General features: G+C 73.0%; 25 protein-coding genes. 10 read left to right on the top strand and 15 right to left on the bottom strand.

Annotated elements, in window-relative coordinates; translation table 11 throughout:
- The first annotated feature begins 566 nt into the window (after positions 1–566).
- Positions 567–935: a hypothetical protein gene (locus tag AB0F89_RS08575; protein ID WP_367134309.1), complete on the top strand. Its 369-nt coding sequence runs from the start codon at positions 567–569 to the stop codon at positions 933–935.
- The gene (locus AB0F89_RS08570; protein ID WP_367134307.1) at positions 932–2926 is read left to right on the top strand and encodes an alpha/beta hydrolase; all 1995 of its coding nucleotides are present in this window, start codon (positions 932–934) and stop codon (positions 2924–2926) included. The genes AB0F89_RS08575 and AB0F89_RS08570 overlap by 4 nt, the downstream gene beginning before the upstream one ends.
- Here AB0F89_RS08570 and AB0F89_RS08565 read toward each other — a convergent pair whose 3' ends face one another.
- From AB0F89_RS08565 to AB0F89_RS08535, 7 genes are all read right to left on the bottom strand, one after another.
- Positions 2927–3268 (bottom strand): hypothetical protein, encoded by a 342-nt coding sequence (locus AB0F89_RS08565; protein ID WP_367134305.1) that lies wholly within the window; start codon positions 3266–3268, stop codon positions 2927–2929.
- A gap of 14 nt (positions 3269–3282) precedes the next feature.
- Positions 3283–3660, bottom strand: a complete 378-nt coding sequence (locus tag AB0F89_RS08560) for a sterol carrier family protein (RefSeq protein WP_367134303.1) — start codon at positions 3658–3660, stop codon at positions 3283–3285.
- Between the two features lie 74 nt (positions 3661–3734).
- Positions 3735–4547 carry an ESX secretion-associated protein EspG gene (locus AB0F89_RS08555; RefSeq protein ID WP_367134301.1) on the bottom strand — a complete coding sequence of 271 codons (813 nt, stop codon included), beginning with the start codon at positions 4545–4547 and terminating at the stop codon, positions 3735–3737.
- Between the two features lie 73 nt (positions 4548–4620).
- Positions 4621–5937 carry a PPE domain-containing protein gene (locus AB0F89_RS08550; RefSeq protein ID WP_367134299.1) on the bottom strand — a complete coding sequence of 439 codons (1317 nt, stop codon included), beginning with the start codon at positions 5935–5937 and terminating at the stop codon, positions 4621–4623.
- A gap of 83 nt (positions 5938–6020) precedes the next feature.
- Positions 6021–6413 (bottom strand): transcriptional regulator, encoded by a 393-nt coding sequence (locus tag AB0F89_RS08545; protein WP_367134297.1) that lies wholly within the window; start codon positions 6411–6413, stop codon positions 6021–6023.
- A 117-nt stretch (positions 6414–6530) separates the two neighbouring features.
- Positions 6531–7103, bottom strand: a complete 573-nt coding sequence (locus AB0F89_RS08540) for a DUF3558 domain-containing protein (RefSeq protein WP_367134295.1) — start codon at positions 7101–7103, stop codon at positions 6531–6533.
- 64 nt (positions 7104–7167) lie between these two features.
- Entirely contained in the window at positions 7168–9084 is a 1917-nt protein-coding gene (locus tag AB0F89_RS08535; protein WP_367134293.1) for a glycoside hydrolase family 15 protein, read from the bottom strand.
- Positions 9085–9141: 57 nt separating this feature from the next.
- On the opposite strand from AB0F89_RS08535, the gene AB0F89_RS08530 reads away from it, so the two are divergent.
- Positions 9142–10989, top strand: coding sequence for a glycoside hydrolase family 15 protein (locus AB0F89_RS08530; protein WP_367134291.1), 1848 nt, complete (start codon positions 9142–9144; stop codon positions 10987–10989).
- Positions 10986–12011, top strand: coding sequence for an alcohol dehydrogenase catalytic domain-containing protein (locus AB0F89_RS08525; RefSeq protein WP_367134289.1), 1026 nt, complete (start codon positions 10986–10988; stop codon positions 12009–12011). The genes AB0F89_RS08530 and AB0F89_RS08525 overlap by 4 nt, the downstream gene beginning before the upstream one ends.
- 13 nt (positions 12012–12024) lie before the next feature.
- Here AB0F89_RS08525 and AB0F89_RS08520 read toward each other — a convergent pair whose 3' ends face one another.
- Positions 12025–14184, bottom strand: coding sequence for a putative bifunctional diguanylate cyclase/phosphodiesterase (locus tag AB0F89_RS08520; RefSeq protein ID WP_367134287.1), 2160 nt, complete (start codon positions 14182–14184; stop codon positions 12025–12027).
- An 84-nt stretch (positions 14185–14268) separates the two neighbouring features.
- Positions 14269–15090 (bottom strand): SAM-dependent methyltransferase, encoded by an 822-nt coding sequence (locus AB0F89_RS08515; RefSeq protein ID WP_367134285.1) that lies wholly within the window; start codon positions 15088–15090, stop codon positions 14269–14271.
- A gap of 148 nt (positions 15091–15238) precedes the next feature.
- On the opposite strand from AB0F89_RS08515, the gene AB0F89_RS08510 reads away from it, so the two are divergent.
- The gene (locus AB0F89_RS08510; RefSeq protein WP_367134283.1) at positions 15239–16351 is read left to right on the top strand and encodes a pentapeptide repeat-containing protein; all 1113 of its coding nucleotides are present in this window, start codon (positions 15239–15241) and stop codon (positions 16349–16351) included.
- 1 nt (position 16352) lies between these two features.
- Positions 16353–17318: a pentapeptide repeat-containing protein gene (locus AB0F89_RS08505; protein WP_367134281.1), complete on the top strand. Its 966-nt coding sequence runs from the start codon at positions 16353–16355 to the stop codon at positions 17316–17318.
- Here the strand turns inward: AB0F89_RS08505 and AB0F89_RS08500 are convergent.
- A complete protein-coding gene (locus AB0F89_RS08500) occupies positions 17262–18146 on the bottom strand; it encodes a LysR family transcriptional regulator (RefSeq protein WP_367134279.1) in 885 nt (294 codons plus the stop codon). The two genes, AB0F89_RS08505 and AB0F89_RS08500, sit on opposite strands and share 57 nt — an antisense overlap.
- 107 nt (positions 18147–18253) lie before the next feature.
- Between AB0F89_RS08500 and AB0F89_RS08495 the strand changes: the two genes are divergently transcribed.
- Together AB0F89_RS08495 and AB0F89_RS08490 are read left to right on the top strand one after the other, a co-directional pair.
- Positions 18254–19099, top strand: coding sequence for an aldo/keto reductase (locus AB0F89_RS08495; RefSeq protein WP_367134277.1), 846 nt, complete (start codon positions 18254–18256; stop codon positions 19097–19099).
- A 413-nt stretch (positions 19100–19512) separates the two neighbouring features.
- Positions 19513–20199 carry a lysozyme gene (locus tag AB0F89_RS08490; RefSeq protein WP_367138782.1) on the top strand — a complete coding sequence of 229 codons (687 nt, stop codon included), beginning with the start codon at positions 19513–19515 and terminating at the stop codon, positions 20197–20199.
- Positions 20200–20250: 51 nt separating this feature from the next.
- On the opposite strand, the gene purL is transcribed toward AB0F89_RS08490, so the two are convergent.
- The 4 genes from purL to AB0F89_RS08470 form a co-directional block, all read right to left on the bottom strand.
- Positions 20251–22512 (bottom strand): phosphoribosylformylglycinamidine synthase subunit PurL, encoded by a 2262-nt coding sequence (gene purL / locus AB0F89_RS08485; protein ID WP_367134275.1) that lies wholly within the window; start codon positions 22510–22512, stop codon positions 20251–20253.
- Positions 22512–23183, bottom strand: coding sequence for a phosphoribosylformylglycinamidine synthase subunit PurQ (gene purQ / locus AB0F89_RS08480; protein ID WP_367134273.1), 672 nt, complete (start codon positions 23181–23183; stop codon positions 22512–22514). Before purQ ends, purL begins: the two co-directional genes overlap by 1 nt.
- Positions 23180–23419 carry a phosphoribosylformylglycinamidine synthase subunit PurS gene (gene purS / locus AB0F89_RS08475; RefSeq protein WP_033428368.1) on the bottom strand — a complete coding sequence of 80 codons (240 nt, stop codon included), beginning with the start codon at positions 23417–23419 and terminating at the stop codon, positions 23180–23182. The genes purQ and purS overlap by 4 nt, the downstream gene beginning before the upstream one ends.
- A 228-nt stretch (positions 23420–23647) precedes the next feature.
- A complete protein-coding gene (locus AB0F89_RS08470; RefSeq protein ID WP_367134271.1) occupies positions 23648–24187 on the bottom strand; it encodes a hypothetical protein in 540 nt (179 codons plus the stop codon).
- 145 nt (positions 24188–24332) lie between these two features.
- Between AB0F89_RS08470 and AB0F89_RS08465 the strand changes: the two genes are divergently transcribed.
- Positions 24333–25319 carry an NAD-dependent epimerase/dehydratase family protein gene (locus AB0F89_RS08465; RefSeq protein ID WP_367134269.1) on the top strand — a complete coding sequence of 329 codons (987 nt, stop codon included), beginning with the start codon at positions 24333–24335 and terminating at the stop codon, positions 25317–25319.
- A 27-nt stretch (positions 25320–25346) separates the two neighbouring features.
- Entirely contained in the window at positions 25347–25958 is a 612-nt protein-coding gene (locus AB0F89_RS08460) for an MBL fold metallo-hydrolase (protein ID WP_367134267.1), read from the top strand.
- On the opposite strand, the gene AB0F89_RS08455 is transcribed toward AB0F89_RS08460, so the two are convergent.
- Positions 25877–26605 carry a DUF2334 domain-containing protein gene (locus AB0F89_RS08455; protein WP_367134265.1) on the bottom strand — a complete coding sequence of 243 codons (729 nt, stop codon included), beginning with the start codon at positions 26603–26605 and terminating at the stop codon, positions 25877–25879. The genes AB0F89_RS08460 and AB0F89_RS08455 overlap by 82 nt on opposite strands.
- Positions 26606–26662 lie beyond the last annotated feature (57 nt).

Below are 26662 nucleotides of genomic sequence, written 5' to 3'. Positions count from 1 at the left end.
GGTGGGTAGGTCGAGTTCGGCTGGGTCGAGTTCCTCGGTGGCGAATTGGGTTGGGCCGGGCCACGCCTCGCACTCCTCTGGCCACCTGATGGGCGGCGAGGGGACGGGGTTCGGGGGTGGGGGGTGGATGGTGGGGCGGTGGTGGGGGTGGGTTGGGGATTGGGCCGTTCGGGGTGGTGGGTGCGGTGGGCTCCACGTCGGGGTGGCCGGTGCGGTGGTGTGGGGTGGGGACGATCGGGTGGGGTGCGGTGCGAGGGGGGCGCGCAGGGCGGTGGCCACGTGGGCGGCCAGGGCGGACTTCCAGCGCTGCCAACGGATCTCCCTCGGTGAGAGGGCGCGGTGGCGGGCGCGAGGTGGTGCCGGGGACAGGAAGGCGAGCAGGAGCGCGCTCATCCTGGTGGCCACCTCCCGCACGAGGTGGAGAGTGATCGTCCTGGGTGTGGTGAGCAAAACTGTCATGTGTTAATCATCGAACTGCTGTTCGAGGTAGGCAAGATCACCTTCGGGTGATCACTTCCGGGGGTCTTCTTTCACCTCCTTGGCCCACGGGGCCGAGGGAACCGAAGATGGTGACGCCGCGTCGCACCTCCAGCGGCTGGCGGCACGAAGGGTGGGCGATCGTGTTCGGTGTGCGACCAGAGACGTTGCGCGCGGCGTCCAAGGAGTTCCACGAGGGCGCGGACGCGACCGGGGACGGCGCGGAGATGATCTCGATGCTCAGGTTGGACGCCGACGCGCTGGGGCAGGTGCCCGCGGCGGCGGAGTTCGTCGACGCGCTGGCCAGGTGGTCCGGCGAGCAGTCGGACGACCTGCGCCGCGGCAGCGCCTGGTACCGCGACGCCGGTGACGGCCTGAACGAGAACGCCGACTCCTACCAGCGCGCGGACGACGATTCGCACACCTCGTTCCGCGGCATCGAAGGGGGCATGGCGTGAGCTTCACCGACCCCGAGGTCCTGTACGGGCAGCTGGCCACCGGTGACGCCGGCCGCGTCGCGGCCGCCGCCGACCCCATCACCGGCGCGATGAGCGCCGTCGGCCGCGCGGGTCAGGCCGTCTCCAGCGGCGGCAGCACCGCGACCTCCGGCTGGCGGGGCGACTCGGCGGCGAAGTTCGGCGCCCGCGCCGAGCTGTCCACGAGGTCCGCGACCGTGGCCGGCGAACGGCTCGGCGCGGGCGCGGACATCGTCCAGGCCGCCTCGCGCGCGTACGCGCAGATGCGCGGCAGCGCCGACCAGCTGATCGACTTCTGGCGCGGTCGCTCACCCGCGCTGGACGAGGCGCAGACCCGCGAGCTGGCCAACCGCGTCAACGAGCAGCTGAACAACGTCAAGACCGGCTACGAGCGCGTCCTGCGCTCCTACGCCGACGCCCTCGGCAAGGTCCGCCCCGGTTTCGAGGAGACGGCGGGCAGGGACGCCGGTTGGGCCACCACCGTCGCGGCCGTGCGCACGACCGCCACCGTCCCCGGGCCGGGCGCCGACCCCAGGCAGGTCGCCGCCTGGTGGAAGTCGCTGTCCAAGGAGCAGCAGGACGAGCTGCTGCGCACCAGGTTCCAGGAGCTGGGCCAGCTCCGCGGTCTGCCGTCGGGGGTCCTGGACGAGGCCAACCGCTTGCGCATCGCGGACGACGCCCAGCGCTTCGGCGCGCAGCGCGACCAGCTCGACGCGCAGCTGGCCGCGCGGGCGGAGGAGCTGGGGCTGGACCCGGCCGACTCCGAGGACATGACCGCGCTGCTGAACGACGAGCAGTACGCGTCGCTCAACGAGCAGCGCCAGGAGGCCGCCACCAAGGCCGAGAACGCCGAGCGGGTGCGGCAGAGCATCGACCAGGCCGAAGAGCTCGCCGAGCGCAACGGCTGGCTGAACGCCGAGGGCAGGCCGGACGTCCGGGTCCTGGCCTGGGACCCGTACGGCCCGCGTGGTGACGGCGCGACCGCCATCGCCTACGGCGACCCCGACACCGCCCGGAACGTCGCGGTGAGCGTGCCCGGCACCGGCTCCGCGCTGGACGCCTTCTCCGTCGACCAGGCCGGGAACCTGCGTGCCGCCATGGGCGCGGAGGGCAACGCCACCATCCAGTGGCTCGGCTACGACGCGCCCGGCTGGGCGCCCGGCGAGGTGGACAACCCGGCGCAGGCCCGCGAGGGCGGCGCGAACCTCGTCGCCGACGTCGCCGGCTACCGCGCGGCCGCCGAGGCGGCGGGCAACCACCAGCACCTGACCGTGATCGGCCACTCCTACGGCTCCACCACGGTCGGCTACGCGGGCATGAACGGCCTGGCGGCGGACGACATCGCGTTCGTCGGCTCGCCGGGCGTCGGCGCGTCCAACGTCGACCAGCTCTCGGCCGGTCCCGGTCACGTGTACGTCGGCGCGACCGAGCACGACCCGGTCGTGCAGGGCACCAGCCAGACCTGGTTCACCGAGGACGGCTCCTCGATCGGCCCGTACGACGAGCGGTTCGGCGCCAGGACGTTCGGCACGACCGACGGCGCCTCGGCGTTGGGCGCGCACTCGCAGTACTACGCGCCCGGCTCGGAGTCGGTGCAGAACCTGGCCCGCATCGCGACCGGCGACGGCGGTTCGGTGACCTCGCAGGACTGGGACGAGAACCCGCTCGGCCCGTCGCTGCCCGGCTCGCACCTCCCCGGCGTCGGGCCGGTGGTGGACTTCGTCGGCGGCACGGCCGTCGGCGCGGCGGACCTGGTGGCCGACGCCGGGACCGGTCTCTACAACGCCGGTCGCGACGCGTGGAACGGCAACTGGTCCGACGCGGGCAACGGTCTGCTCAACACCGGCAAGGAAGCCCTCAACGACACCGTGGACGTGGTCGTCGGCGGTGTCGGCGACGTGGTGGAACTGGGCCGCGACGCGGTGGAGGGCGTCGGCTGGGCGTGGGACAGGACGGTCGGGTCCTGGTTCTGATCAGCGCAGGCGGCAGGGCCCGATCCCGCTCTGCACGCCCTCCTGGTCGAACCCGCTCTCGTCGGACTGCCGCACCGCGCACACCACGAGGTCGCCGACCGCGATCCCCTCGGGGAACTGGTCGAGGTCGGCGGCCGTCCTGGTGATCTGCTCGATCCCGTCCGGCTGCTCCTGGTCGATCTCCAGGTTCACGAACGAGGGCTTGGTCTCGCCCATCGACTCGTACCCGGGGTTGATCTTGACGACCTTGAAGTCCACGTCGCCCGACCACTCGCCGGCGCCGCAACCGACGAGGAGAGCCCCTGCCGCGAGGACGGCGACACACGCCTTGAGCGCCTTCACGCGACCGAGCTTAGCTAGAACCGCAGCACCGGGAGCAGGGTTGAGAGATCGGCCCTGCTGCCGGACGCGGTGACCCTGCCGCCGTCCACCGCCGCCGCCCAGCCCAGCCGGCCGACGGCCAGTTCCAGCCACGTCCGCGGGTCGGTCTCGACCACGTTGGGCGGCGTGCCGCGGGTGTGCCGGGGCCCGGCCACGCACTGGACGGCGGCGAACGGCGGGACGCGCACCTCGACGCTGCGGCCCGGCGCGACCTGCTCCAGCGTCCTCAGGCTCAGCCGCACCGCGGCGGCGAGCTGCGGGCGCTCGGGCTGCTCGGCGGCGCCGGTCAGCCAGGGCAGCACGGCCTCGACCGCGGCGCGCACCTCGTGGGGGTCAACGGGCTTGGACGGCACGCGCCCAGGTTAACGCCGCCCGCGCGGCCACCGCCGGGACCGCCCCGCCGGGACCGTCCACAACGGACCGCCGGTCAGAGCCGGGCGGCGCGCACCGCTTCGGCGAGCAGTTCCTCCACCTGGTGCGCGAGTCGCCGCGAATCGGTCGGGCTGAACGTGCTCCACGGCGCCGAACCGCCCGACGCCCGCCGTTGCTGCAGGTAGCGGCCGTCCTCGGTGTCGAAGAACGCGACCACCCGGTCCGGTCGGCAGCGCTTGCCGTACTTGTCCCTGGCGGCGGCGCCGAAGTTGCCGGTGTGCACGAGCCCGGTGAACATCTTCACCAGCGCGACCGCGTCCTCCTGCCGGACGCCGTGCTCGCGCAGCGAGTTCTCCAGGCTCTTGGGCGAGCCGTCGGACCGCTTGACCGCGGCCTCCAGGTCGGCGCTCGGCATGGTCACCGAGTGCCCGCTGCCCGTTGGGTGCGCGGGCAGCGCGGCCAGCACCGCCGACGCCAGGCCGCTGCCCGCCGCGCGCCGGAAGGTGAGCCGGCCGTCGGTCAACGTCGCCACCGCGCCGTCGTCGCCGTTGGCCACGGCCAGCACCCGCACGCTCTTGCCCAGCCACACCCGGCCGTCGACCTCGCGCTCGGGCCGGTTGAACAGCCGCAGCAGGTGGTCCAGCTCCGGGTGCAGCCCGGTGGGGCCGCCGAGGCCGCGCGCCCCGATGCCGTGCCAGACGCGCCGCTCCAGCTCGGCGCGCTCCTGGTGGGTCCGGCCCGGCGAGGGCACCTTGATCACCAGCGGCATCTGGCCGAGGTCCAGGCGCTCCCAGAGCACGTCGAACTCCTCGGCGGAGAGCTCGATCGGCTCCCGCTCGGCGGGCCCCCCGAAATACGTCACCGACATCCCCGTCCCTGAAACACCGGGCACGGGCCCGCGCCGAGTCGACGCGGGCCCGTGCACCGGAGGATCCCGCTTGCTAGGGCATTTCCCCGATCACCGGCGGCGCGACGAGCCGGTCGTCGCCGAACACGTCGTTCGTCTCGACCAGGTAGTCGGCTGCCTTGTGCTCGATGTCGTCCTCGCCGTCGCCGCCGTGCGCTCCCGCCGCACCGCCGGCCATTCCCGCGCCGGGCGCGCCCGGACGACCCGCGGCGCCCGGACCACCCGCGCCGGGGCCGAAGCCACCGGCGCCGGGGACGCCGCCACGACCGGCCAGGCCGGCCGGGTTGTTGCCACCGGGCAGGCCGGAGCCGGGCAGGCCGGAACCGGGCACGCCGCCCGCGCCGGGCATGCCGGGCATCCCCGGACGCACGTTGGCGGGGTTGCCGGGACCACCGGGACCACCCGGGCCACCGGGCATCCCCGGCATGCCGGGCGCGCGCCCCGTCGGCACGTTCGGGCGCTGCGCGCCCGGACCGCCGGGACCGGTCTTCGGCGGGACCGGCTGACCGTTGCCCGGGGGCTGCGGCCGGGTCCAGCCCGGCGGCAGCGGCGGCACGCCGATGGGCGGCCGGACCGGCGTCGGCTGGTTCACCGGCGGCGTGAACGTCGGCGGGGTCGGCGTGGGCGTGCCGGTCGGCGGCGGCGCCCACGACGGGTTGGTGTTGCCACCGGTCGTGCCGGGCAGCGTGGTCACCTGCGGCACCGGCGTGCCGGTCGGCGGCGGCGCCCACGACGGCCGCGTGCTGCCGCCGCTGTCGCTCGGCGGCGTCCACGTCGACGTCGACGTGTAGTTCGCGCTGGTGCTGTTGAACTCACCCGCGCCCGCCGGGGGCGGGGTGTCGATGACGACCTTCGGCGGCGGGACGAACTTGCCCAGCGTGTCGGCGTTCCACTCGCTGCTGGACTGGTAGTTGTTCATCACCTCGACGGCCTTGGCCTCGGCGTTGTCCTGCGCCGCTTCCTGCCGCTCGTGGTCCTGCTGCTGCTGGATGACGTGCATCATGCCGATGGGACCGGTCAGCCCGCCGACGATCTTGTCGCCGAGCGAGGGCGCCTCGGTGGTCACCGGCACCGGCTCGGGCATCTCCTTGCGCGCGGTCGAGATGTAGTCCGCCTGCAACTGGGCGGAGGTCTCCATCGTGCTCGAACCCTGCTGGGCGTCCGACGCCCAGGCGGAGAGCGGCGACAGCGAGGCGACCGTCGTGTCCGCGGTCTCGCCCTCCCAGCTCGCGCCGAGCCTGCCCAGGCCCTCCCGGATCGAGGTGTCGATGTCGCCGAGGGATTCGGACAGCGCCTTCCAGGAGTCCTCGAGCGGCCGGGACGCGGCGACGCCCGGTCCCTCGTTGATCATGCGGTGGAGATCGGGGTGGGCATACCCGCGCCAGCGGTGGTCACCCATCGTGCTCGCCCCCCTCGGGTGCGTAGGTCAGCAGGTCAGCCGTTGTTGATGCGTCCCCAGGACGCGGTGTTGTCGCCTTCGACGCGCCGGTAGTCGGCCTCGATGGCGGTGAGCTGGTCGACCACGCCCTTGAGCTGGTCGCGGTAGGCCTTGATGGCCGTCAGGCCGGCCGAGTCACCCGCCTCGAACGTGTCCTGGTTGAACCGCTCGGCGGTCTCGTTGCTCACCGGGTCACCCGCCCAGGGCTTCGCCTCCAGCTCGGCCATGGCCCGCTCCAGCTTGGCCTGGAGCTGGTCCAGCGCGTCCGAGAACACCTTGCGCGCGGCCGGGATCGCCGACGGCTCGATGCTCAGCTTCCGCTGTGCCCCGGCGTAGTCGGGAAGCGTCGCAGGCGTCGAACCCCCGCCACCACCATCCGCGATGAACACGGCACACCCCTCCTCAGTGCTGCACAAACCCCAGCGTGTGCATTCGGGACGACTCTAGCTCTGATGCGTGACGCGGGTGAGCGGTTCCCAGTGCGAAGAAAGTAGTCGTGCTCGCCTTCACCCGTTCATGAGGTTGGCCACGACGGCGCCCGCGACCGGCTGGACGAGTCGGCAGAGCGTCGGCACGTCCGTGTCGCCGAGGCTGTACGCCTGCACGTCGGCCGACTGCCCGTCCGAGACGTCGACGTGGATCGCGCAGGCGAGGCCGAGCGAGTTGGTCGACTCGACCATCACCGCCGGGAAGCCGCCGACCTGCAACGCCGTCGAACCGGGCCGGGGCGGCTCGGTGTACGCCTCGACGCCCCGGGTGCTGTCGAGGTAGATCGCGATGGAGTGCTCGCGGTCCTCGCGGCTCATGCTGCACCCCGGCTTGCCCGGCGCGTCGTCCTGCTGCGGCGGCCGGTCCAGGCCGAACTCGGCGCGCTGGGCGTCGGTCAGCAGGCCGCAGGGCTCCAGGCCCGAGATGTCGATCGCCTTCGGCCGGTCGGCCGGCGCGGAGGTCGAGGTCGGCCCGGCCGATGCCGTGGTGGTGGTCGTGGCCGTCCCGCCCGGGTTCGCGGACCCGTCCGTGGACTGCGAGCAGCCCGCGAGCAGGGCCAGGGCGGCGAGGAGCGGCACGGCACGGCGCATGTGGACCAACGTATCGGATGGACGTCGCCCTCAAGGGGCGTTGCGGCCAACGCGACCGGGCCGGTCAGCAGCCGGTGTAGCGGCAGGCCACCACGGTGGGCAGCTCCACCGGCCGGCCCGCGTCGATCGACTGCGCCAGCCGCACGTACTGGGCGTGCGTCCAGGCCAGCGGCGTCGCCGACGTGGTGCCGCGGCCGTTCCAGACCTGCTCGGGCAGCATCCGGCCCTCGTTCGCGGTGGAGGCGATGTCGGCCAGCCGGCGGCGGGCGGCGGCGGTGTCGCCCGCCAGCAGCTCGTACTCGCCGCGCTCGCCGGCGAAGATCGGCCAGAGCCTGCCGTAGGTGCGGCCGTGGCCGATGTTCCACGGGCCGCCGTCCGCGCGCTCGCCGTAGCCGTCGCCGTTGTAGCGGTGCCAGAACCGGCCCACGCCCAGCTGCTCGTCCACGACGCGCACGGTGTTGCGCACGACCGGGTCGTCGTGCGACCGGACGCCGAGCCGCACCAGCTCCAGGAAGCTCGGGTCGACGGCCGCGCGCTGGTCGATCGCAGTGGGGTGGTTGTCGCCGGGGTTGTAGGTGGTGCCGGCGTCGGGCCGGCCGTCCTTGGTGAGCCGCAGGTAGTACGGGTCGGGCGAGAACGGGCCGGTGCTCGTGGCGGTCCAGCCCTCCAGCCCGCCCTCCCACTCGTCGGCGATGGCGAGGTACTTCGCGGCCCGCGGGTCGCCGGACCGCTGGAGCAGGTCTGCCAGGCACACCAGGCCGGCGATCTCGGCGGCGATCGTGCCCGGCGAGTAGCCGCCCTGGTTCTCCCACCGCTCCTGCTCGGTGGCCGGCGCGCCCGGCTGGGCGATCATGAACTCGGCGGCCGCGACCAGCGAGTCCACTGTGGACTTGTCGGCGCGGCCGAGCAGCCAGGCCAGCAGCATCGGCGCGGCCTGCTCGTCCTGCTGCACGTTGGTCCAGTACGGCTCGCCGTCCACCCTGGTGTTCTGCGGCAGGTGGCCGTCGGGCTGCTGCTGCACGTCGAGCATGAAGTCCAGCGCGCGCTCCGCCGCCGCGCGGTCGCCGGCCGCCAGCATCGCGCTCGCCACCTGGTACTGGTCGCGCGGCCAGACCAGGGCGTACGAGCCGAACTCCGGCGCGATCGTGCGGTCGAAGCCGAACGCCCACGGGAAGCTCGGCGAGGCGATGAACGCGCCGGGGTGGCGCTTGTCCTCGGTCGCCGCCATCACCATCATCGACGTGTCGTACAGGTCCCGGTCGGCGCTCCTCGGCCGTTCCAGGCCCTTCAGGTACTGGTCCCAGCCCTGGTCGTAGCGGCGGGCGTGCCGCGGGAAGCCCTCGACCAGGGACGTCCTCGCCGTGGTCAGCGCCTCCTCGGCCCGGCCGCCGAAGCCGATCGCCAGCGTGGCGCTCCGGTCGCGCACGCCGTCCAGGCCCAGCGCGCCGGTCTGGACGACGTTGCCCTCCGTGGAGCCGCGCCCCGTGATCGGCTCGTCGGCCACCAGGGCGCTCGCCGACCGCGCGTCCTGGGCCAGCAGCGCCCCGGGGTGGTCCACGGCCGAGTCGTCGTCGCCGTCCCGGGACAGGTTCGGGTCGAACACCACCTGCACGTCCACCGGCCGTTCGGCGCGCAGCCGCACGTCGGCCAGCACGGTCGGCCGCGCCGGGTCGGTGGTGTAGGTGATGTCGGCGCGCCAGCCGTCGCCCCGGAACTCCTGCCGGTAGCGCAGCCTGCCGACCGGCTCGGTGCGGCCCTCGGCGGTGCGGCCGTCGACGACCAACCGCAGGTCACGGGTCGCCGGCGTGCTCAGGTCCGGGTAGAAGACCTCGGTGAGGCCGGTGCGGCCGAGGGTGAACCAGACCGGGCTCGTCGCCTGGCGGGCCGTGCCGAACCCCTGCTTGTCCGCCGGTGCGTACGTGACGGGGGGACCGGGGACGGTCAACGCGCTCGCCAGCAGCACCGCGACTAAGGAGGTCATGCCTGTTGGGTGCGCAACGACGCGCGCGGTCAAACGCGGGTACGTAGGGTCGGCGGTGTGGGAGACACGGGACCTGGACGGATCGAGGACTACGCGCTGCTGTCGGACCTGAGGACGGCGGCACTGGTGGGGCGGGACGGGTCGATCGACTGGCTGTGCATGCCGCGGTTCGACTCGCCGTCCTGCTTCTCCCGGCTGCTCGGCACCGAGGACGACGGGCACTGGCGGATCGCGCCGACCGGCGAGGTGGTGTCGGTCCGCCGGTCCTACCGGGACGGCAGCCTGGTGCTGGAGACGGAGTTCGAGACCGTCGACGGCGTGGTGCGGCTGATCGACACGATGCCGCCCGAGGAGGACGACTGGGACGCCGACACGCGCGTGGTGCGGGTGCTGGAGGGCGTGTCGGGGCAGGTCGAGATGTCGCTGCGGTGGGTGCTGCGGTTCGCCTACGCCGACTCGGTGCCGTGGGTGCGGCGCGGTGAGCGGGACGGGCAGGAGTGCATCGTCGCGCTCGCCGGGCCGTCCGCCGTCGCGCTGTACGGCGACCGGCTGCCGTACCGGGTGCACGGCCAACGCGCGCACGAGGCGGAGTTCACCGTCTCCGCGGGCGAGCGGCTGACGTGGGTGATGGAGTTCGCCTACTCGCCGGACGAGCCGCCCGCGCCGGTGGACGCGCTGGGCGAGGTGGCGCGGGCCGAGGCGTTCTGGCTCGCCTGGTCGTCCAGGATCGGGTACGACGGGCCGCACGCGGACGTCGTGCGCCGGTCGCTGATCACGTTGAAGGGCCTGTCGTACGCGCCGACCGGCGGGATCGTGGCCGCGCCGACGACGTCGCTGCCGGAGACGTTCGGCGGCACGCGCAACTGGGACTACCGGTACTGCTGGCTGCGCGACGCCACGTTCACGCTGCTGGCCCTGGACAACTTCGGCTGCGTCGACGAGGCGGTGGCGTGGCGCAAGTGGCTGCTGCGCGCCGTCGCGGGCGACCCCGCCGACCTGCAGATCATGTACGGCATCGGCGGCGAGCGGCACCTGGTCGAGTGGGAGGTCGACTGGCTGCCCGGCTACCGGGGCGCGCGGCCGGTGCGGGTCGGCAACGCGGCCTACCGGCAGTTGCAGCTCGACGTGTACGGCGAGGTCATGGACGCGCTGCACCTGGCGCGGGAGCGCGGGCTCGGCGAGACCCCGGACTCGTGGGCGATGCAGCGCGGGATGCTGCGGCACCTGGAGAAGGTGTGGGAGCAGCCGGACAAGGGGCTGTGGGAGGTGCGCGGGCCGGACCGGCACTTCACCCACTCCCGGGTGATGCTGTGGGTGGCGTTCGACCGGGCGGTGCGGGCGGTGGAGGAGTTCGACCTGCCCGGACCGGTCGAGCGGTGGCGCGAGCTGCGGGAGACCGTGCGCGAGGAGGTGCTGGAGAAGGGCTGGAACGCGTCCCTGGGCACGTTCACCCAGTACTACGGCGGCACCGAGCTGGACGCGGCCACGTTGCTGATCCCGGCCGTCGGCTTCCTGCCCGGCGACGACCCGCGCGTGCTGGGCACGCTGGACGCGGTCTCCCGGGTGCTCAAGCGGGGCGACCTGGTCGACCGGTACGAGACCGGGCACGGCGAGTCCGAAGTGGACGGCCTGGCCGGTGTCGAGGGCAGCTTCCTGGCGTGCTCGTTCTGGTTCGTCGACGCGCTGGCGCTGGCCGGGCGGCGGGAGGAGGCGCTGGCGATGTACGACCGGCTGGTCGACCTGTGCAACGACGTGGGGCTGATGGCCGAGGAGTACGACGCGCGGACCGGTCGGATGTGCGGCAACTTCCCGCAGGCGTTCAGCCACCTGGCGCTGGTCAACAGCGCGGCGGTGCTGTTCGGCGGCCACACCCGCGACGAGCGCGACCGCGGCGGTGCGCGGTGAGGGCGGCGGAGGTCGTCCCCGGCGACCCGTCGGCGTCGCGCGTGGTGGACCGCGAGGTCGTCGAGGCGCCCGGCGAGCTGGTGGTCCAGGGCCTGGTGGCCGGCCTGTGCGGCACCGACCTGGAGATCATCCGCGACGGCTTCGGCTCGCTGCCGCCCGGTCGGGACCACATCGTGCCGTTCCACGAGTCGCTGGGCCGGGTGCTCAGCGCGCCCGAGGACTCGGGGTTCTACGAGGGCGACCTGGTCGCCGGCGTGGTGCGCAGGCCGGACCCCGAGCCGTGTCCGGCGTGCGCGGTGGACGCGTGGGACTTCTGCCGCAACGGCAAGTACACCGAGCGCGGCATCAAGGAGCTCGACGGGTACGGCATGCAGCGCTGGACCGTGCCGCCGAAGTTCGCGGTGAAGCTCGACCCGACGCTGGGTGACGCGGGCGTGCTGACCGAGCCCGCGTCGGTGGTGGCCAAGGCGTGGGCGCAGGTCTCGGCGGCGGCCGAGCGGGCGCACCTGCCGGTGCGGTCGGTGCTGGTCACCGGCGCCGGGCCGATCGGCCTGCTGGCGGCGCTGCTGGGCGTGCAGCGCGGCTTGGAGGTGCACGTGGTCGACCGCGTCACCAGGGGCCCGAAGCCGGACCTGGTGACCGCGCTGGGGGCGACCTACCACCCGGACCTGGCCGGGGTCACCGCCGAGGTGGACGTGGCCGTCGAGTGCACCGGCGTCGCACCCGTGATCTGGGAGTGCGCGCGCCGGGCGTCGGTCACGGTGCTGGCGGGCATCTCCGGCGACCACGACCCCGTGCCGCTGGACCCGGGCGTGTTCGACGGGATGGTGATGGGGAACAAGTCGGTCGTCGGCACGGTGAACGCGGGCCTGCTGGACTACGTCGCGGCCGCCGAGGCCCTGTCCGAGGCCAGCAGGCCGTGGCTGGACGGCCTGCTCACCCGCCGCGTGCCGCTGGACCGGTTCATGGACGCGCTGGAGAAGGAGGAGGACGACGTGAAGGTGGTCGTCGACCTGGCCTGATCCGCGAACCCGCTCACCGGCGCAGCAGCTCGTCGATCTCCTCCGGCTTCATCGGCTTGGCGAAGAACCAGCCCTGGCCGGTGTCGCAGCCGATCCGGTGCAGCCGCTTGGCCTGCGCCGGCGTCTCCACGCCCTCGGCGGTGACGCCGAGCTGCAACGCGTGCGCCAGCTGGACCAGGGTGGACACGATCTGGGCGTCCACCGCGTCCTCCTCGTCCGCCGCCCGCAGCCCCTCCATGAACGAGCCCGCGATCTTCAGCTCGTGCACCGGCAGGTGCTTGAGGTAGGCGAGGTTCGAGTAGCCGGTGCCGAAGTCGTCGATCGCGATCCGCACGCCCATGTCGGACAGGGCCCGCAACGCCTCCAGCGGCTCGTCGGCGGTGCCCATGATGGCGCTCTCGGTCAGCTCCAGCTGGAGGTGGTGCGGCGGCAGGGCGCACTCGTCCAGGATGTGCTTCACGTCCCGCACCAGCTCCGGGTCGCGGGACTGGCGGACCGCCAGGTTCACCGACACGAACGGCGCGGAGTCGCCGAACTCCTCCAGCCACCGCCGCGCCTGCTCGCACGCCCGGCGCAGCACCCAGCGGCCGAGCGGGACGATCAGGCCGGTCTCCTCGGCCAGCTCGATGAACCGGTCCGGCGCCAGCCGGCCGAACTCGGGGTGCTGCCAGCGCACCAGCGCCTCGACCCCGACCACGGTGCTGTCCTCCAGCCGCACGAGCGGCTGGTAGTCGACGTAGAACTCGTCGCGCTCCAACGCCGCCGGCATGGTCGCCGACAGCGTGAACCGGGCGACCTCCTTGGCGTTGCGCTCCGGGTTGTACAGCGCCCAGCGCGACTTGCCGTCCGCCTTCGCCCAGTACAGCGTGATGTCCGCGTCGCGCATCAGGTCGGCGGCCGTGGTGCCGGACAGCGCCCGCTCCACGATGCCGATCGACGCCGACACGGTCAGCTCGTGCCCGCCGATCCGGATCGGCGACTCCAGCTCCCGCAGCACCCGGTCGGCGACGTCGACGATGTCCTGGGTGTCCTGCGAGCCCTCCACCAGGATGACGAACTCGTCGCCACCCATCCGGGCGACCAGCTTGCCCGCGCCGGACACCGAGAGGTCCAGCCGCCTGCCGACCTCGACCAGCAGCTGGTCGCCGATGTCGTGGCCGAGGCTGTCGTTGATCACCTTGAACCCGTCGAGGTCCAGGTAGCACAGGCCGGCGCGGTGGCGGGCCCGGTTGTTGAACACCCGGCCGAGGCGTTCCAGGAACAGCGCCCGGTTCGGCAGGCCGGTCAGCGGGTCGTGCAGCGCCTGGTAGCGCAGCCGGTTCTGCAGCAGGTGCCGGTCGGTGACGTCCTCGATCATCGCCACCTGGTACTGCGGGTCGCCGTGGTCGTCGCGCACCAGCGACAGCGTCAGGTGCGTCCACACCTGCTCGCCGTCGGCCCGGCGGAACCGCTTCTCCGCCCGGTAGTGGTCGCACTCGCCCGCGGTGAGCTGGTCGTACAGCCGCCAGACGCTGCCGCCGTCCTCCGGGTGCATCAGGTCGCGGATGTTGTACTGCCGCATCTCCTCGACGCTGAACCCGAGCATGTCCTGCAACGCCTGGTTCACGTCCAGGATGCGGCCCTCGATGTCGGCGATGCCGATGCCGATCGCGGCCTCGGTGAACATCGCCCGGAACCGCGCCTCGGACGCGCGCAGCGCGGCTTCGGCCTGGTCGCGGGCGTCCAGCACGGCCGCGCGGATCGCCTCCTGCTCGGCCAGGGTCCGCTCGCGCAGCGCCCGCGCGTACCCGGCGGCCAGCGCGCCCTGCAGCGCCGCCAGCCGGGACCGCATCAGCTCGTCGGGCTGGATGCCCAGCTCGCCGAGCAGGTCGTCGCCGAGCAGCTGCACGGTCCGGCCGAGCGTGTCGGTGCCGGTGAAGTGCGCCTCGACCAGCCGCGCGCCGATCTCGTAGCCGGGAGCGGTGCGGAACGGGCTGGCGTGCAGCGCGTGCACCAGGACCTCGGTCAGCGCCTGGAGGTGTTCGGCGACCTCGGCCCGCGTCATGGGCACGTAGCTGCTGCCGATGACGGCGGTGGCCCACGTCCGGGCGAACGACTCGGCCCCGGCCAGTACGGCGGGGTCGAGGTTCGATCGGCCCGGTGCTGCCACCCGATGGTCAACCTGTTCCGTCATGTCCGCCGGCCTACCGCCACAACCGAGAGGATACGGCCGGTCGCCGCGCGCGGTCGACAGCACGACCGGCGCCGTGGCCGCTCATCAGCCCTTCCGCCCGACGCCGCCGAAGCTGACCATGGTCGCGGCGGACTCGTCCACGTCGTCGGGCGACTCCGGCCGCCACAGCGGCAGCCGCGCCACACCCGGCTCGACCAGCTCGAACCCGTCGAACAGCGCCTGCACCGCGCGCTTGGGCCGGAAGTTCATCTCGCTGACCCCGCGGTTGTAGACCTGCCGCGCGTCGTCCCACGCCGGGTTCCAGTCGCTCTCCTCGAAGCCCGCGTGCGAGATGGCCAGGTAGCTGCCGCCGGGGAGCGCGTCGCGGTAGTCGGCCACGATGCCGCCCGGGTCCTCGGAGTCGGGCACGAAGTGCAGCAGGGCGATCATCAGCACGCCGATCGGCCGGTCGAAGTCCAGCAGGTCGCGCACCTCGGGCGACTTCAGCACCTGGTCGGCGTCGCGCACGTCGGTCTGCAGCACGCTGACCAGCTCGTTGCCGGTCAGGATGGCCCGGCTGTGCGCGACCGCGACGGCGTCCATGTCGACGTACACCACGCGGGCGGACGGGTCGGCGGCCTGCGCGATCTCGTGCACGTTGCCGACCGTCGGGATGCCCGAGCCCAGGTCGAGGAACTGGCGGATGCCCTGCGAGAGCATGAACCGCACCGCGCGGCGCAGGAACGCCCGGTGGTTGAGCACGATGCTCTTGATCACCGGGACGTCGTTGAGCACCTTGTCGGCGACCGCCCGGTCGACGGCGAAGTTGTGCGCGCCGCCCAGCCAGTAGTCGTAGACCCGCGCGATGCTCGGGCGGGCCAGGTCGATGTCGCCCGGCGCCCAGGTTGGCCGCTCCACGCTGTCCACCGTCTTCTCCTCGGAAACTTGCTCGTGTCCCACCGTTGCGGTGACACCCACATCATGGGCCAATCCGGTGAGTTAGCACACCGTTGGGCGGCGGGGAGTTCCGAATCCGTCACCCCGCGAGCCGATCACCGGGAAGAATGACCTCCTTGTGAGGCACCTGTGGATCGCGGGCGCGGTCGTCGTGCTGGCCGCGGCCGTGCTGCTGGTCGTCCAGCAGCGGCGCGGGCGCACCCTGCTGGTCCCGACGCTGACCGGGTCGATCGGGGCGTTCCTGCTGGTCGCGGGCTGGTTGTTCGTGGTCGACCCCGGTGTGCCGCGCAACGAGGCGATCAAGACCGGCGGGCTGGCGGGCGGCGCGCTGGTGGCGTTGTACGCGCTGTGGCTCAACGACCGGCGCCGGCGCACGGACGAGGCGCGGCAGCGGATCGAGGACGCCCGGCACGAGTTGGAGAGCGCGCGGGCCGAGCACGACCGGTCGCGGGTCGCCGACGAGCGGTTCGCCCGATCGGTCGAACTGCTCGGTCACGACGCGGAGCAGGTGCGGGTCGGCGCGATGCACAGCCTGGCCGGGCTGGCGCGGTCGCGCGCCGAGTACACCCAGACCGTGCTGGACGTGCTGTGCGCGTACCTGCGGCGGCCGTTCCACCTGGCGGACCGCGGCGGCGAGGGCGTCCGGGACGAGCGCGAGCTGGAGGTCCGGCTCACCGCGCAGCGGCTGATCGCCGACCTGCTGCCCCGCGACGGCGTCGAGGGCGCGCCGCACTACAACCTCGACCTGACCAGGGCGTACCTGGAGTACTTCGACGTCTCGCACCGCCAGGTCGGCGACCTGGTCCTGCGGGCCGCGCACCTGCAGGAGTCCAACTCCTTCCACCACACGGTCGTGCACGGCAACGCGTGGTTCACCGACACCCGGAGCCAGGGCCGGCTCTACCTGCACGACATGGTCTTCCACGCCAAGGCGTGGTTCAGCCGGTTCGGCTGCTCGCAGCCGACCGACTACCGCGCCACCCGGTTCCTCGGGCCGAACAAGTTCGCCGAGGTCGTGTTCACCGGTCCGGTGACGTTCGCGGGCTGCGAGTTCGCCGAGCCGATCGACTTCGAGCACGCGAAGTTCGCCGGGGGCGTGGACCTGGAGCTGGCCAGGCCGACGGTGGCGCGCACGCACGGCATGCACGTCTCGCTGGAGCACGAGAACGCGCTGCCCGAGGGCTGGGTGGTGGAGCGCCGCGACGGCGGCGTCGGACTGGTCAGGAGCTGACGTGCGAGGACGTGCCCTGTTCACGGCGAGCGTGCTGGCCGCGCTGCTGGTCACCGTGGCGACGACGGCGGTCCTGCTGTGGGTCGACCCGAAGCAGCCGAAGGCGGAGGCGGTCAAGACCGGCGGGCTGGCGGGCGGCGCGGTCGTCGCGCTGTACGCGCTGTGGCTCAACGACCGGCGCCGGCGGACCGAGGAGGCGCGGCACGAGCTGGAGGGTCAGAAGGTCGCCGACGAGAAGTTCGCGCGGGCCGTCGAGCTGCTGGGCAACGAGGCCGACCAGGTCCGGGTCGGCGCGATGCACGTGCTGGCCGAGCTGACCCGGACCTCGCCGGGGTACAAGCAGACCGTGCTGAGCGTGCTGTGCGCCTACCTGCGCCGCCCGTTCTCGCACCCGGCGCTCGGCGCGAAGGCGGAGGACCCGGACCAGGCGTACTTCGGCGAGCCCGAGCGGCCCGTCACGGAGGAGGAGGACCGGGAGATGACCGTGCGGATGACCGCGCAGCGGCTCATCACCGACATGCTGCCCTGGGGCTCGGACCGGGACGAGACCCCCTACAGCCTGGACCTGACCGGGGCGAAGCTCGTGCACTTCCGGCTGGAGGGCCGCCGGCTGGCCCGGTTGGTCGCCCGCCGGGCCGACTTCTACGGGATCACGCAGTTCGCCGAGGTCGAGCTCGGCAAGCCCGCGCTGTTCTCCGGCGCCACGTTCCACGGTCGGGTGAACTTCCGGGACGGGAAGTTCGACGGCGGCATCTCGTTCCAGGACACGACGTTCAAGCGCGAGCTGAACGTCACCGACGCGCGGGTCGGCACCTTCCTGCACGTCGCGCCGACACCGCCGGAGCACCAGGTCGGCGCGCTGGAGGTGCTGCCGGGCACCGCGTTCCGCAACGACCCGGCCGGCTGGCGGCTAACCGGCGACGGGCAGTCGCCCGCCCGCCTCCAGGGCCATGTCGAGCAGGACTGACGCGGCCGCGCTCACCGCCGGCGCGGTGACCACGGCGGTCTCCGCCAGCGGCGCGTCGACCAGGTCCACGAACCGCGCGCGGGTCTGCTTGACCGCGAACGACTTCGGCACCAGGGCGACGCCGAGGCCGAAGCCGACGAAGTCCAGCAGCGAGTGCACGTCGTTGACCTCGACCGCGACCCGGCGGTCCACCCCGGCGGTGGCCAGCGCGCGGTCCACCTCGTCCCGCGTGCCCCAGTCCGGGTTGAAGTCGACGAACGGCTGACCGGCCAGCTCCGCCAGCCGCACCGACTCGCGCTCGGCGAACGGCAGCTCGGGCGCGCACGCCAGCACCAGCGGCTCGCTGGACAGCGTGGACACCCGCAGGTCGTCGCCGACGCGGCCGGCCGTGACGAACGCGAGGTCGAGCCGGCCCGCGCGGACCAGGTCGACCAGCTCGCCGGAACCCGCCTGGCGCAGCCGCAGCTCGACGCCGGGGTGCAGCTCGTGGAACCGGGCCAGCACCGCGGGCAGGTGCACGGCGTGCAGGCACTGGATGCTGCCGACGGCCAGCTCACCGCGCAGCAGCCCCTGCACGGCGGCCACCGCGTCCCGCGCCGCGTCGATCGTGCCCAGCGCGCGCCGCGCCTCGACCAGCAGCGCGCGGCCGGCCTGGGTCAGCTCGACCTGGCGGGTGCTGCGCACGAACAGCGGCGCGCCCAGTTCGACCTCCAGCGCGCGGATCGACGCGGACAGCCCCGACTGGGCGACGTGCATGCGCCGGGCGGCCCGGGTGAAGTGGCACTCCTCGGCCACGGCGACGAAGTACTCGAGCTGGCGGAGTTCCACGATTCATCACCCGTACTGCTGAATTGCATCAGCTTCTTCTGTTGGACAGCTCAATGAGCACCGCCCAAGCTGGGTAGGCACACGACGACAAGCGGAGGTATTACCAGATGTTGACCCGCCGAATCGGAGGAGTCGAGGTCAGCGCCATCGGCCTGGGCGCGATGCCGATGTCGCTGGAGGGCCGCCCCGACCGGGCGCGGTCGATCGAGACCATCCGCACCGCGCTGGACAGGGGCGTGACGCTGATCGACACGGCCGACGCGTACTCGGCCGACGACAGCGACTTCGGGCACAACGAGGAGCTGATCGCCGAGGCGCTGAAGGGCGTCGACGGCGTCATGGTGGCCACCAAGGGCGGCCACACCCGGGTCCCCGGCGGCGGCTGGGAGCTCGACGGGCGGCCGGAGTACCTGAAGGCGGCGTGCGAGGCGTCGCTGCGCCGGCTCGGCGTGGACGCGATCGACCTCTACCAGTTCCACCGGCCGGACCCGTCGGTGCCGACCGCCGAGTCGGTCGGCGCGCTGGCCGAGCTGCTGGACGAGGGCAAGATCAAGCTCGCGGGCGTCTCCAACTTCGATCCGGCGCAGATCCGGGAGGCCAACGACGTGCTCGGCGGCCGGCTGGCGAGCGTGCAGAACCAGTTCTCGCCCGCGTTCCGGTCCAGCGAGCCGGAGCTGGAGCTGTGCGCCGAGCTGGGCATCGCGTTCCTGCCGTGGAGCCCGCTCGGCGGCATCAGCGCGGCCGGCGAGCTGGGCGAGCGGTTCGCCGCGTTCGCCGAGGTCGGCCGGGCGCACGGGGTCAGCCCGCAGCAGGTGTGCCTGGCGTGGATGCTCGCGAAGGCGCCTCAGGTGGTGCCGATCCCGGGCTCCTCGCGACCGGCGAGCATCGCCGACTCGGCCGACGCGGTGCACCTGCGGCTCACGGACGAGGAGCTGCGACGCCTGGACGGGTGACGCCTGCGGATGCGGGCGCGGGCGGATGGCCGGACGATCAACGCCGGACGCACCGGCACACGACCGAACGGGGGGCGTCAGTGGCGACCCGCACCCGCCCGCGCACCGGCCGCACCGCTCGGCCGTCCTGTCACCGGATGACCGGAACCCGTTCGGGGACAACGACGTGCAGTTGCTCGGGGTCGCACTCGGGTAGTGCCACTGCTCCGTTTTCGTGACTAATTCACATGAACCCTGGTCTAGTGGTTAGACGTGCAGCACACTGCCCAACGAGTCAACCCCCTGCATGGCTCGAGGAGTCCCCGATGAACAACTTCGCACGCTCCGCCACCGCACTGCTGACCACCCTCGGCCTGGTCGTGCTCGGCCTGACGGGCGCCGCGCAGGCCGCGCCGGTGGTCGAGGACCACGCCATGGGCTCGCAGATCGCCAAGCACGAAGGGCGCGGTGACCAGCGCATCGTCATCCCGACCGACCCGAACGCCCAGGCCGTCGTGTACGGCATCGACGTCAGCGGCCACCAGGGCAACGTCGACTGGGCGTACTGGTGGAACCAGGGCAAGCGGTTCGCCTACGTCAAGGCCACCGAGAGCACCGGCTACCGCAACCCGTACTTCGCGCAGCAGTACAACGGGTCCTACAACATCGGCATGATCCGCGGCGCGTACCACTTCGCGCTGCCGGACCGGTCCGCCGGCGCCACCCAGGCCGACTACTTCGTCAACAACGGCGGCGGCTGGTCCCGGGACGGCAAGACCCTGCCCGGCGCGCTCGACATGGAGTACAACCCGTACGGCTCGACCTGCTACGGGCTGTCCAAGGCGGGCATGACCTCGTGGATCCTGTCGTTCAGCGACCGCTACCACGCCCGCACCGGCCGCTGGCCGGTCATCTACACGTCCACCAGCTGGTGGAACCAGTGCGTGAGCGGCGACTTCAGCTCCACCAACCCGCTGTGGGTCGCCCGCTACTCGTCCACCGTCGGCACCCTGCCCTACGCGTGGCCGATCTACACGATCTGGCAGTACTCGTCCTCGCCCATCGACCAGAACCAGTTCAACGGCGCCTACGACCGGCTCCAGGCACTGGCCAACGGCTGACGCCGGGTGGTCGGCCGGGGTGCGGGCGCACCCCGGCCGACCACGCCGGGCTCAGTCGAACAGCGCCGGGAGGGTGCCCTCCCACGCCTCGCGCAGCTCGTCCAGCGGCAGCGAGCCGAGGTCCTGGACCTCCAGCGCCGCCGACTCCGGGTCGACCACGCCGACCTTGCGCCACGGCAGGCCGCGCGCGGTGCACATGTCGGTGAACCGCAGCTCCTCCGTGCGCGGCACGGCGACCAGGACGCGGCCGGCCGACTCGCTGAACAGCGCGGTGAACTTGTCGCCCTCGAGGAACACCCGCGCGCCGACCTCGCCGATCAGGCACGTCTCCACCAGCGCCTGCGCCAGGCCGCCGTCGGACAGGTCGTGCGCGGCGGACAGCATGCCGTCGCGCGAACCCGCCACCAGCACCTCGCCGAGCAGCTTCTCCCGGGCCAGGTCCACCTCCGGCGGCAAGCCGCCCAGGTGGCCGTGCACGACGTGCGCCCACTCCGAGCCGCCGAACTCCGCCCGCGTCTCGCCGAGCAGCAGCAGCGTCTCGCCCGCCTCCGCGCCGATCCCGGTCGGGGTGCGGCGGCGGACGTCGTCGATCACGCCGAGCACGCCCACCACCGGCGTCGGCAGGATCGCCGTCGCGCCGGTCTGGTTGTAGAAGCTGACGTTGCCGCCGGTGACCGGGATGCCCAGCTCGGCGCAGCCGTCCGCGAGGCCCTTCACGGCCCGCTCGAACTGCCACATCACCGCCGGGTCCTCCGGCGAGCCGAAGTTCAGGCAGTTCGTCACGGCGACCGGCGTCGCGCCCGTCGTCGCCACGTTCCGGTACGCCTCGGCCAGCGCCAGCTTCGCGCCCGCGTACGGGTCCAGCTTGGCGTAGCGGCCGTTGCAGTCCGTGGCCAGCGCCACGCCCCGGTTGGTCGACTCGTCGATCCGGATCATGCCCGAGTCGGCGGGCTGCGCGAGCACCGTGCCGCCGCGCACGTACCGGTCGTACTGCTGGGTGACCCACCGCTTCGACGCCAGGTTCGGCGACGCCGCCATGGTCTTGACCAGGTCGAGCAGGTCCTCGTCGGCGGGCCTGGGCAGCCGGTCCGGCGTGTCGGCCTGCAGCTCGTCCTGGTCCGCGGGCCGCTCGATCGGCCGGTCGTACACCGGGCCCTCGTGCGCCACCGTGCGCGGCGGCACGTCCAGCACGACCTCGTCGTGCCAGGTGATCACCAGCCGGTCGCCCTCGGTGACCTCGCCGATCTCGGTCGCGATGACGTCCCACTTCGCGCAGACCGCCATGAACGCGTCCATGTCCTCCGGCCGCACGACCGCGCACATGCGCTCCTGCGACTCGCTGGACAGGATCTCCGCCGGCGTCATGCCCGACGCGCGCAGCGGCACCCGCTCCAGGTGCACGCGCATGCCGCCGTCACCGGCGCTGGCCAGCTCCGACGTCGCGCACGCCAGGCCCGCGCCGCCCAGGTCCTGGATGCCGACGACGATGCGCTCGGCGAACAGCTCCAGGCAGCACTCGATTAGCACCTTCTCGGTGAACGGGTCGCCCACCTGCACGCTCGGCAGCTTCTTGCGCTTGCCGGCGGTGTCGTCGAACGTCTCGCTGGCCAGCACGGACACGCCGCCGATGCCGTCCAGACCGGTGCGCGCGCCGAACAGGACCACCTTGTTGCCGGTGCCCGAGGCGTGCGCCAGGTGCAGGTCCTCGACCCGCATCGCGCCCACGCACAGGGCGTTGACCAGCGGGTTGCCCGCGTACGTCGCGTCGAACACGACCTCGCCGCCGATGTTCGGCAGGCCGAGGCAGTTGCCGTAGCCGCCGACGCCCGCGACGATCCCGGGCAGCACGCGCCGGGTGTCCGGCGCGTCGGCCGGGCCGAACCGCAGCGGGTCCATCACGGCCAGCGGGCGCGCGCCCATCGCCAGGATGTCGCGCACGATGCCGCCGACGCCCGTCGCCGCGCCCTGGTAGGGCTCGACGTAGGACGGGTGGTTGTGGCTCTCGGCCTTGAACGTGATCGCCCAGCCGTCGCCGATGTCGACCACGCCCGCGTTCTCGCCGATGCCCGCGAGCATCTTCGCGCGCATCTCGTCGGTGGTCGTGTCGCTGAAGTACTTCAGGTGCACCTTGGACGACTTGTAGGAGCAGTGCTCGCTCCACATCACCGAGTACATGGCCAGCTCGGCGTCCGTGGGGCGGCGGCCCAGGATGTCCTTGATGCGGGCGTACTCGTCGTCCTTCAGGCCCAGCTCCTTGTAGGGCTGCTCCTGGTCGGGCGTGTTCTCCGCGTTCTCGACGGTGTCGACGGCCATCACGCGCTCACCACCGAGTCGACGAGGGAGAGGAACATGCCCAGGCCGTCGTCGGTCGGTCCGGTGAGCGCGTCGATCGCGTGCTCCGGGTGCGGCATGAGGCCGACGACCCGGCCGTTGGCGCTGGTGATGCCCGCGATGTTGTTGCGCGAGCCGTTCGGGTTGTCGCCGACGTAGCGCAGCACCACCCGGCCCTCGCCCTCCAGTTCGTCCACAGTGGACTGGTCGGCCTGGTAGCCGCCCTCGCCGGACTTGAGCGGCACCAGGATCTCGGCGCCCCGGTCGTAGCGGGTCGTCCAGGCGGTGGAGTTGTTCTCCACCTTCAGCCACTGGTCGCGGCACACGAAGTGCAGCTTGTGGTTGCGGATGAGCGCGCCGGGCAGCAGGTGCGCCTCGCAGAGGATCTGGAAGCCGTTGCAGATGCCGAGGACCGGCATGCCCTTGCGGGCCGCGTCGACGACCTCCTGCATGACCGGGGCGAACCGGGCGATCGCGCCGCAGCGCAGGTAGTCGCCGTAGGAGAAGCCGCCGGGCACGATCACCGCGTCGACGTCCTTCAGGTCGTGATCGGCGTGCCAGAGCTTGACCGCCTCCCCGCCCGCGTACCGGACCGCGCGCTCGGCGTCGACGTCGTCCAGCGTGCCGGGGAACGTGATGACGCCGACCCTCATGCCTCCACCCGCCTCACGACCCAGTCCTCGATCACGGGGTTGGCGAGGAACGTCTCGGCGATCTTGGCGAGCGTGGCGTCGTCGACGTCGTCGGCGACCTCCAGCTCGAAGTGCTTGCCCTGGCGGACACTGGTGATTCCGTCGAACCCGAGGCGGGGCAGCGCGTTGGCCACCGCCTGTCCTTGCGGGTCGAGGATTTCGGGCTTCGGCATGACGTCGACGACGACTCGGGCCACGACAGGCTGCTCCAAGCTAGGAGGGCTGGCGGTACTGCCAAAGCCTACCTGACCAGGGTGTTCATCATCTTCACAGGTGGTGGGCGGCACATGTTCACCTCGAATCACCCGATCGTGATGCGGTGTTCCCGATGGCCGTTCTGATAATCTGGCCACAGCTTCGGCCCGTAAGCCGAGGAAGTGAGCGCGGTCCCCCTCCGGACGGTCGGCGGCCGCGCTTCGCGCTGTCTACGGCCAGTCGAGCCTGATCACCGATCCCACCATGGGCGCCACCCGCCGCGCCCAATCGCCACCCGCGCCGTGGCACCAGCCGGCGATGTCCGCCAGCCACAGCAGCGGTTCGCCGGTGCCGTTGAAGTGCTCGTAGACGAGTCCGGTGTCGCGAGCGCGCTTGCCCAGGGCGAGGCGGATGGTCGACTCATCGTGGGCGTCGCGCTCCTCACGGCTGTCCAGGACCAACCGGCGTCCGCCGACGTCGAGCAGGTCTTCCGTCAACCTCGCCAGGCACTCCTGCCGAGCGCTTTCCTCGCTCCACCGGCAGCTCGCCCGGTAGATGTCGACCCGGGCGCCGAACTCGACCACCCTCGAGAGCAGCAGCCGGCGGCGCGCCTGCTTCTCCTTGTAGAAGTGCAGTTCCCTCTGCCCCGGGAACAGCAGGCCGCGCAACTGCGTTCGCAGGCGCTTGAGGTCTTCCGGCTGGACGATGGCCGCCACCAGGTAGTACGTGTCTTTCCGCCGGGACTCGTCCACGAACGCGTGCACACTCACGGTCGGGTATCGGCTTCGGACCGGGCTCTCCGAAGCGAATCCGCCCGAACGTGCGTTCGCCCGCACCGGCGGTCCCGAGGGGGCGTGCCGTTCGCTGTGGGCGGACGTGGTGGCGGGGTGGGGCTCAGCGCCGCAGGGTGGGGGCATGCGCATCCTGGTGCTCGGCGGAACGGTGTTCCTCAGCAAGGCGACGGCCGCCGAGGCGGTCCGGCGCGGGCACGAGGTGGTCTGCGCGGCGCGCGGGGAGTCCGGGCGGGTGCCCGACGGGGCGACGCACGTCGCCGTCGACCGGGACGTCGACCTCGGTCCGCTGGAGGGCGCGCACTTCGACGCCGTGGTGGACGTGGCGAAGATGTCGGTCACCTGGGTCCGCCGGGCGCTGCGCTCGCTCACCGCCGACCACTGGACGTTCATCTCCAGCTGCTCCGTCTACGCCGACCACGCCACCCCCGGCGGCACGGCGACGCTCGACCCGCTGGAGGACGACCCCGACGCGCCGATGTCGCCCGACCGCTACGGCGGCGTCAAGGTGGCCGGTGAGCACGCCGTCCTCGACGCCGCCGGCGACCGGGCCTTCATCGTCCGCGCGGGCCTCATCACCGGCCCCGGCGATCCGAGCGACCGGTTCGGCTACTGGCCCAACCGGCTGTCCCGGGGCGGCCGGGTCGTGGTGCCCGACGCGCCCGACCAGCCGGCCCAGCACGTCGACGTGCGCGACCTCGCCGCCTGGGTGGTGGACGCCGCCGAGCGGCGCACCACCGGCACCTACGACGCGATCGGCCCGGCCAACCCGCTGTCGCTGGTCCTGGGCGAGGTCGCGGGCGCGGTGGCGCCGCCCGGCACCGAGCTGGTCCGCATCCCCGAACCGGTCCTCCAGCAGCACGAGGTCGCGCCGTGGGTCGGCCCCCGGTCGCTCCCCCTGTGGCTGCCGCCGACGCACCGGGCGATGATGTTCCGCGACGCCGGTCCCGCGCTGGCCGCCGGCCTCCGGGTCCGACCCACGGCGGAGACGGCGCTGGACTCGTTGGAGCACGAACGCGCCCTCGGCCTGGACCGCACCCGCCGCGCGGGGCTGCCGCCGGACGTGGAGGACGCGCTGCTGCGCGCGGCGGACGGCGGCGAACAGGGGTAGAACACCGGGCGGAGAGAGGAGCACCCCTTGCTGATCGTCCACTTCGGACACTCCTGCCTGCTGGTCGACACCGGCGCGGCGCGGCTGCTGTTCGACCCCGGCGCGTACTCGGCCGGCTTCGAGCAGGTCGAGGACCTGGACGCGATCCTGATCACGCACGAGCACCCCGACCACCTGGACCCGGCCAGGCTGCCCGCCCTGCGCGCGGCCAACCCGCGGGCGCGGCTGGTCGCGCCGTTCGAGCTGGCCGGCGCGGAGCTGGTCCGGGGCGGTGACGCCCTCGACCTCGGCGGCGCGGCGGTGGACGTCGTCGACGCGCCGCACGAGGTCATCCACCCGCGGCTGCCCGTGCCGGTGAACGTCGGCTACCTGGTCGACCGCGGCGCGTTCTACCACCCCGGCGACTCGCTCACCGCGCCCGCGCAGCGGGTGGACGTCCTCGGCCTGCCGACGGCCGCGCCCTGGATGAAGGTCTCCGACGCCGCCGACTTCCTGGCGCGGGTCGGCCCGCGCAAGGCGGTGCCGATCCACGAGGCGATCCTGGCCCAGACGGGGATCTACCACCGCGTCCTGGTCGGCACCGCGCCCGAGGGCACCGAGGTGGTCGTGCTGCCCCGCGGCGAGGCGGTCGAGCTGTAGGTGGTCGAGCCGTAGGTGGTGGGCGACGCGCCGTGGCGCAGGGCCAGGTCGACGGCCTCCAGCAGCGGCCCGAGCCGGTCCAGGTCCGCCGCGTCCACGCCGAGCCGCACCAGCTCGCCGCGCCGGGCCGCCCGGCCGACGCCGGACAGGTGGCCCCGGTGCTCGCCGACCACCCGGACCCGACCGGTCCGCACCTGGCCGGTGCGCAGCTGCCGCACGCCCGTCACGTCCGCGCACACCTCGAACCGGTGCCGCCGCAGGGCGACGACCGTGCCCGGTGACGCGACCCAGCCCGGCGGCGCGAACAGGTCGGTGGCCAGCCCCAGCCGCTCCAGCGCGGCACGGGCGGCGACCAGCCGGAGGCCGGCCTCGTGCGCGGGCAGCGCGGCGAACTCGGCCCGCCTGCGCGGCGACACGGACCGGCGCGCCGGGTCCGGCTGGTGGTCGAAGCCGTGCAGGACCAGCGCGTCACCGGCGGCGACCCGGCCGCGCACCCAGTCCAGCGCCGGGCCGGGCACGGCCTTGCGCGGCGCCAGCAGCAGCGACAGCGGCACCCGCCGCCGGTCCAGCTCGTCGGCGAGGTCGGCGCACCGGGCGATCGTGCTCGGCCCGGCGCCGGACAGCGAAACCACGAGGTCGGCGGCCATGCCACCAGTGCGCCGCACCGGTGTGTCGCCCGCCCGAAGACCAGGTGACGGCCGGGT

Origin of the sequence: Saccharothrix sp. HUAS TT1 (assembly GCF_040744945.1) — a bacterium.
Lineage (GTDB): Bacteria > Actinomycetota > Actinomycetes > Mycobacteriales > Pseudonocardiaceae > Actinosynnema.
Note: the sequence above shows the minus strand (reverse complement) of the source record. Positions and strands in the feature narration are given on the sequence as shown.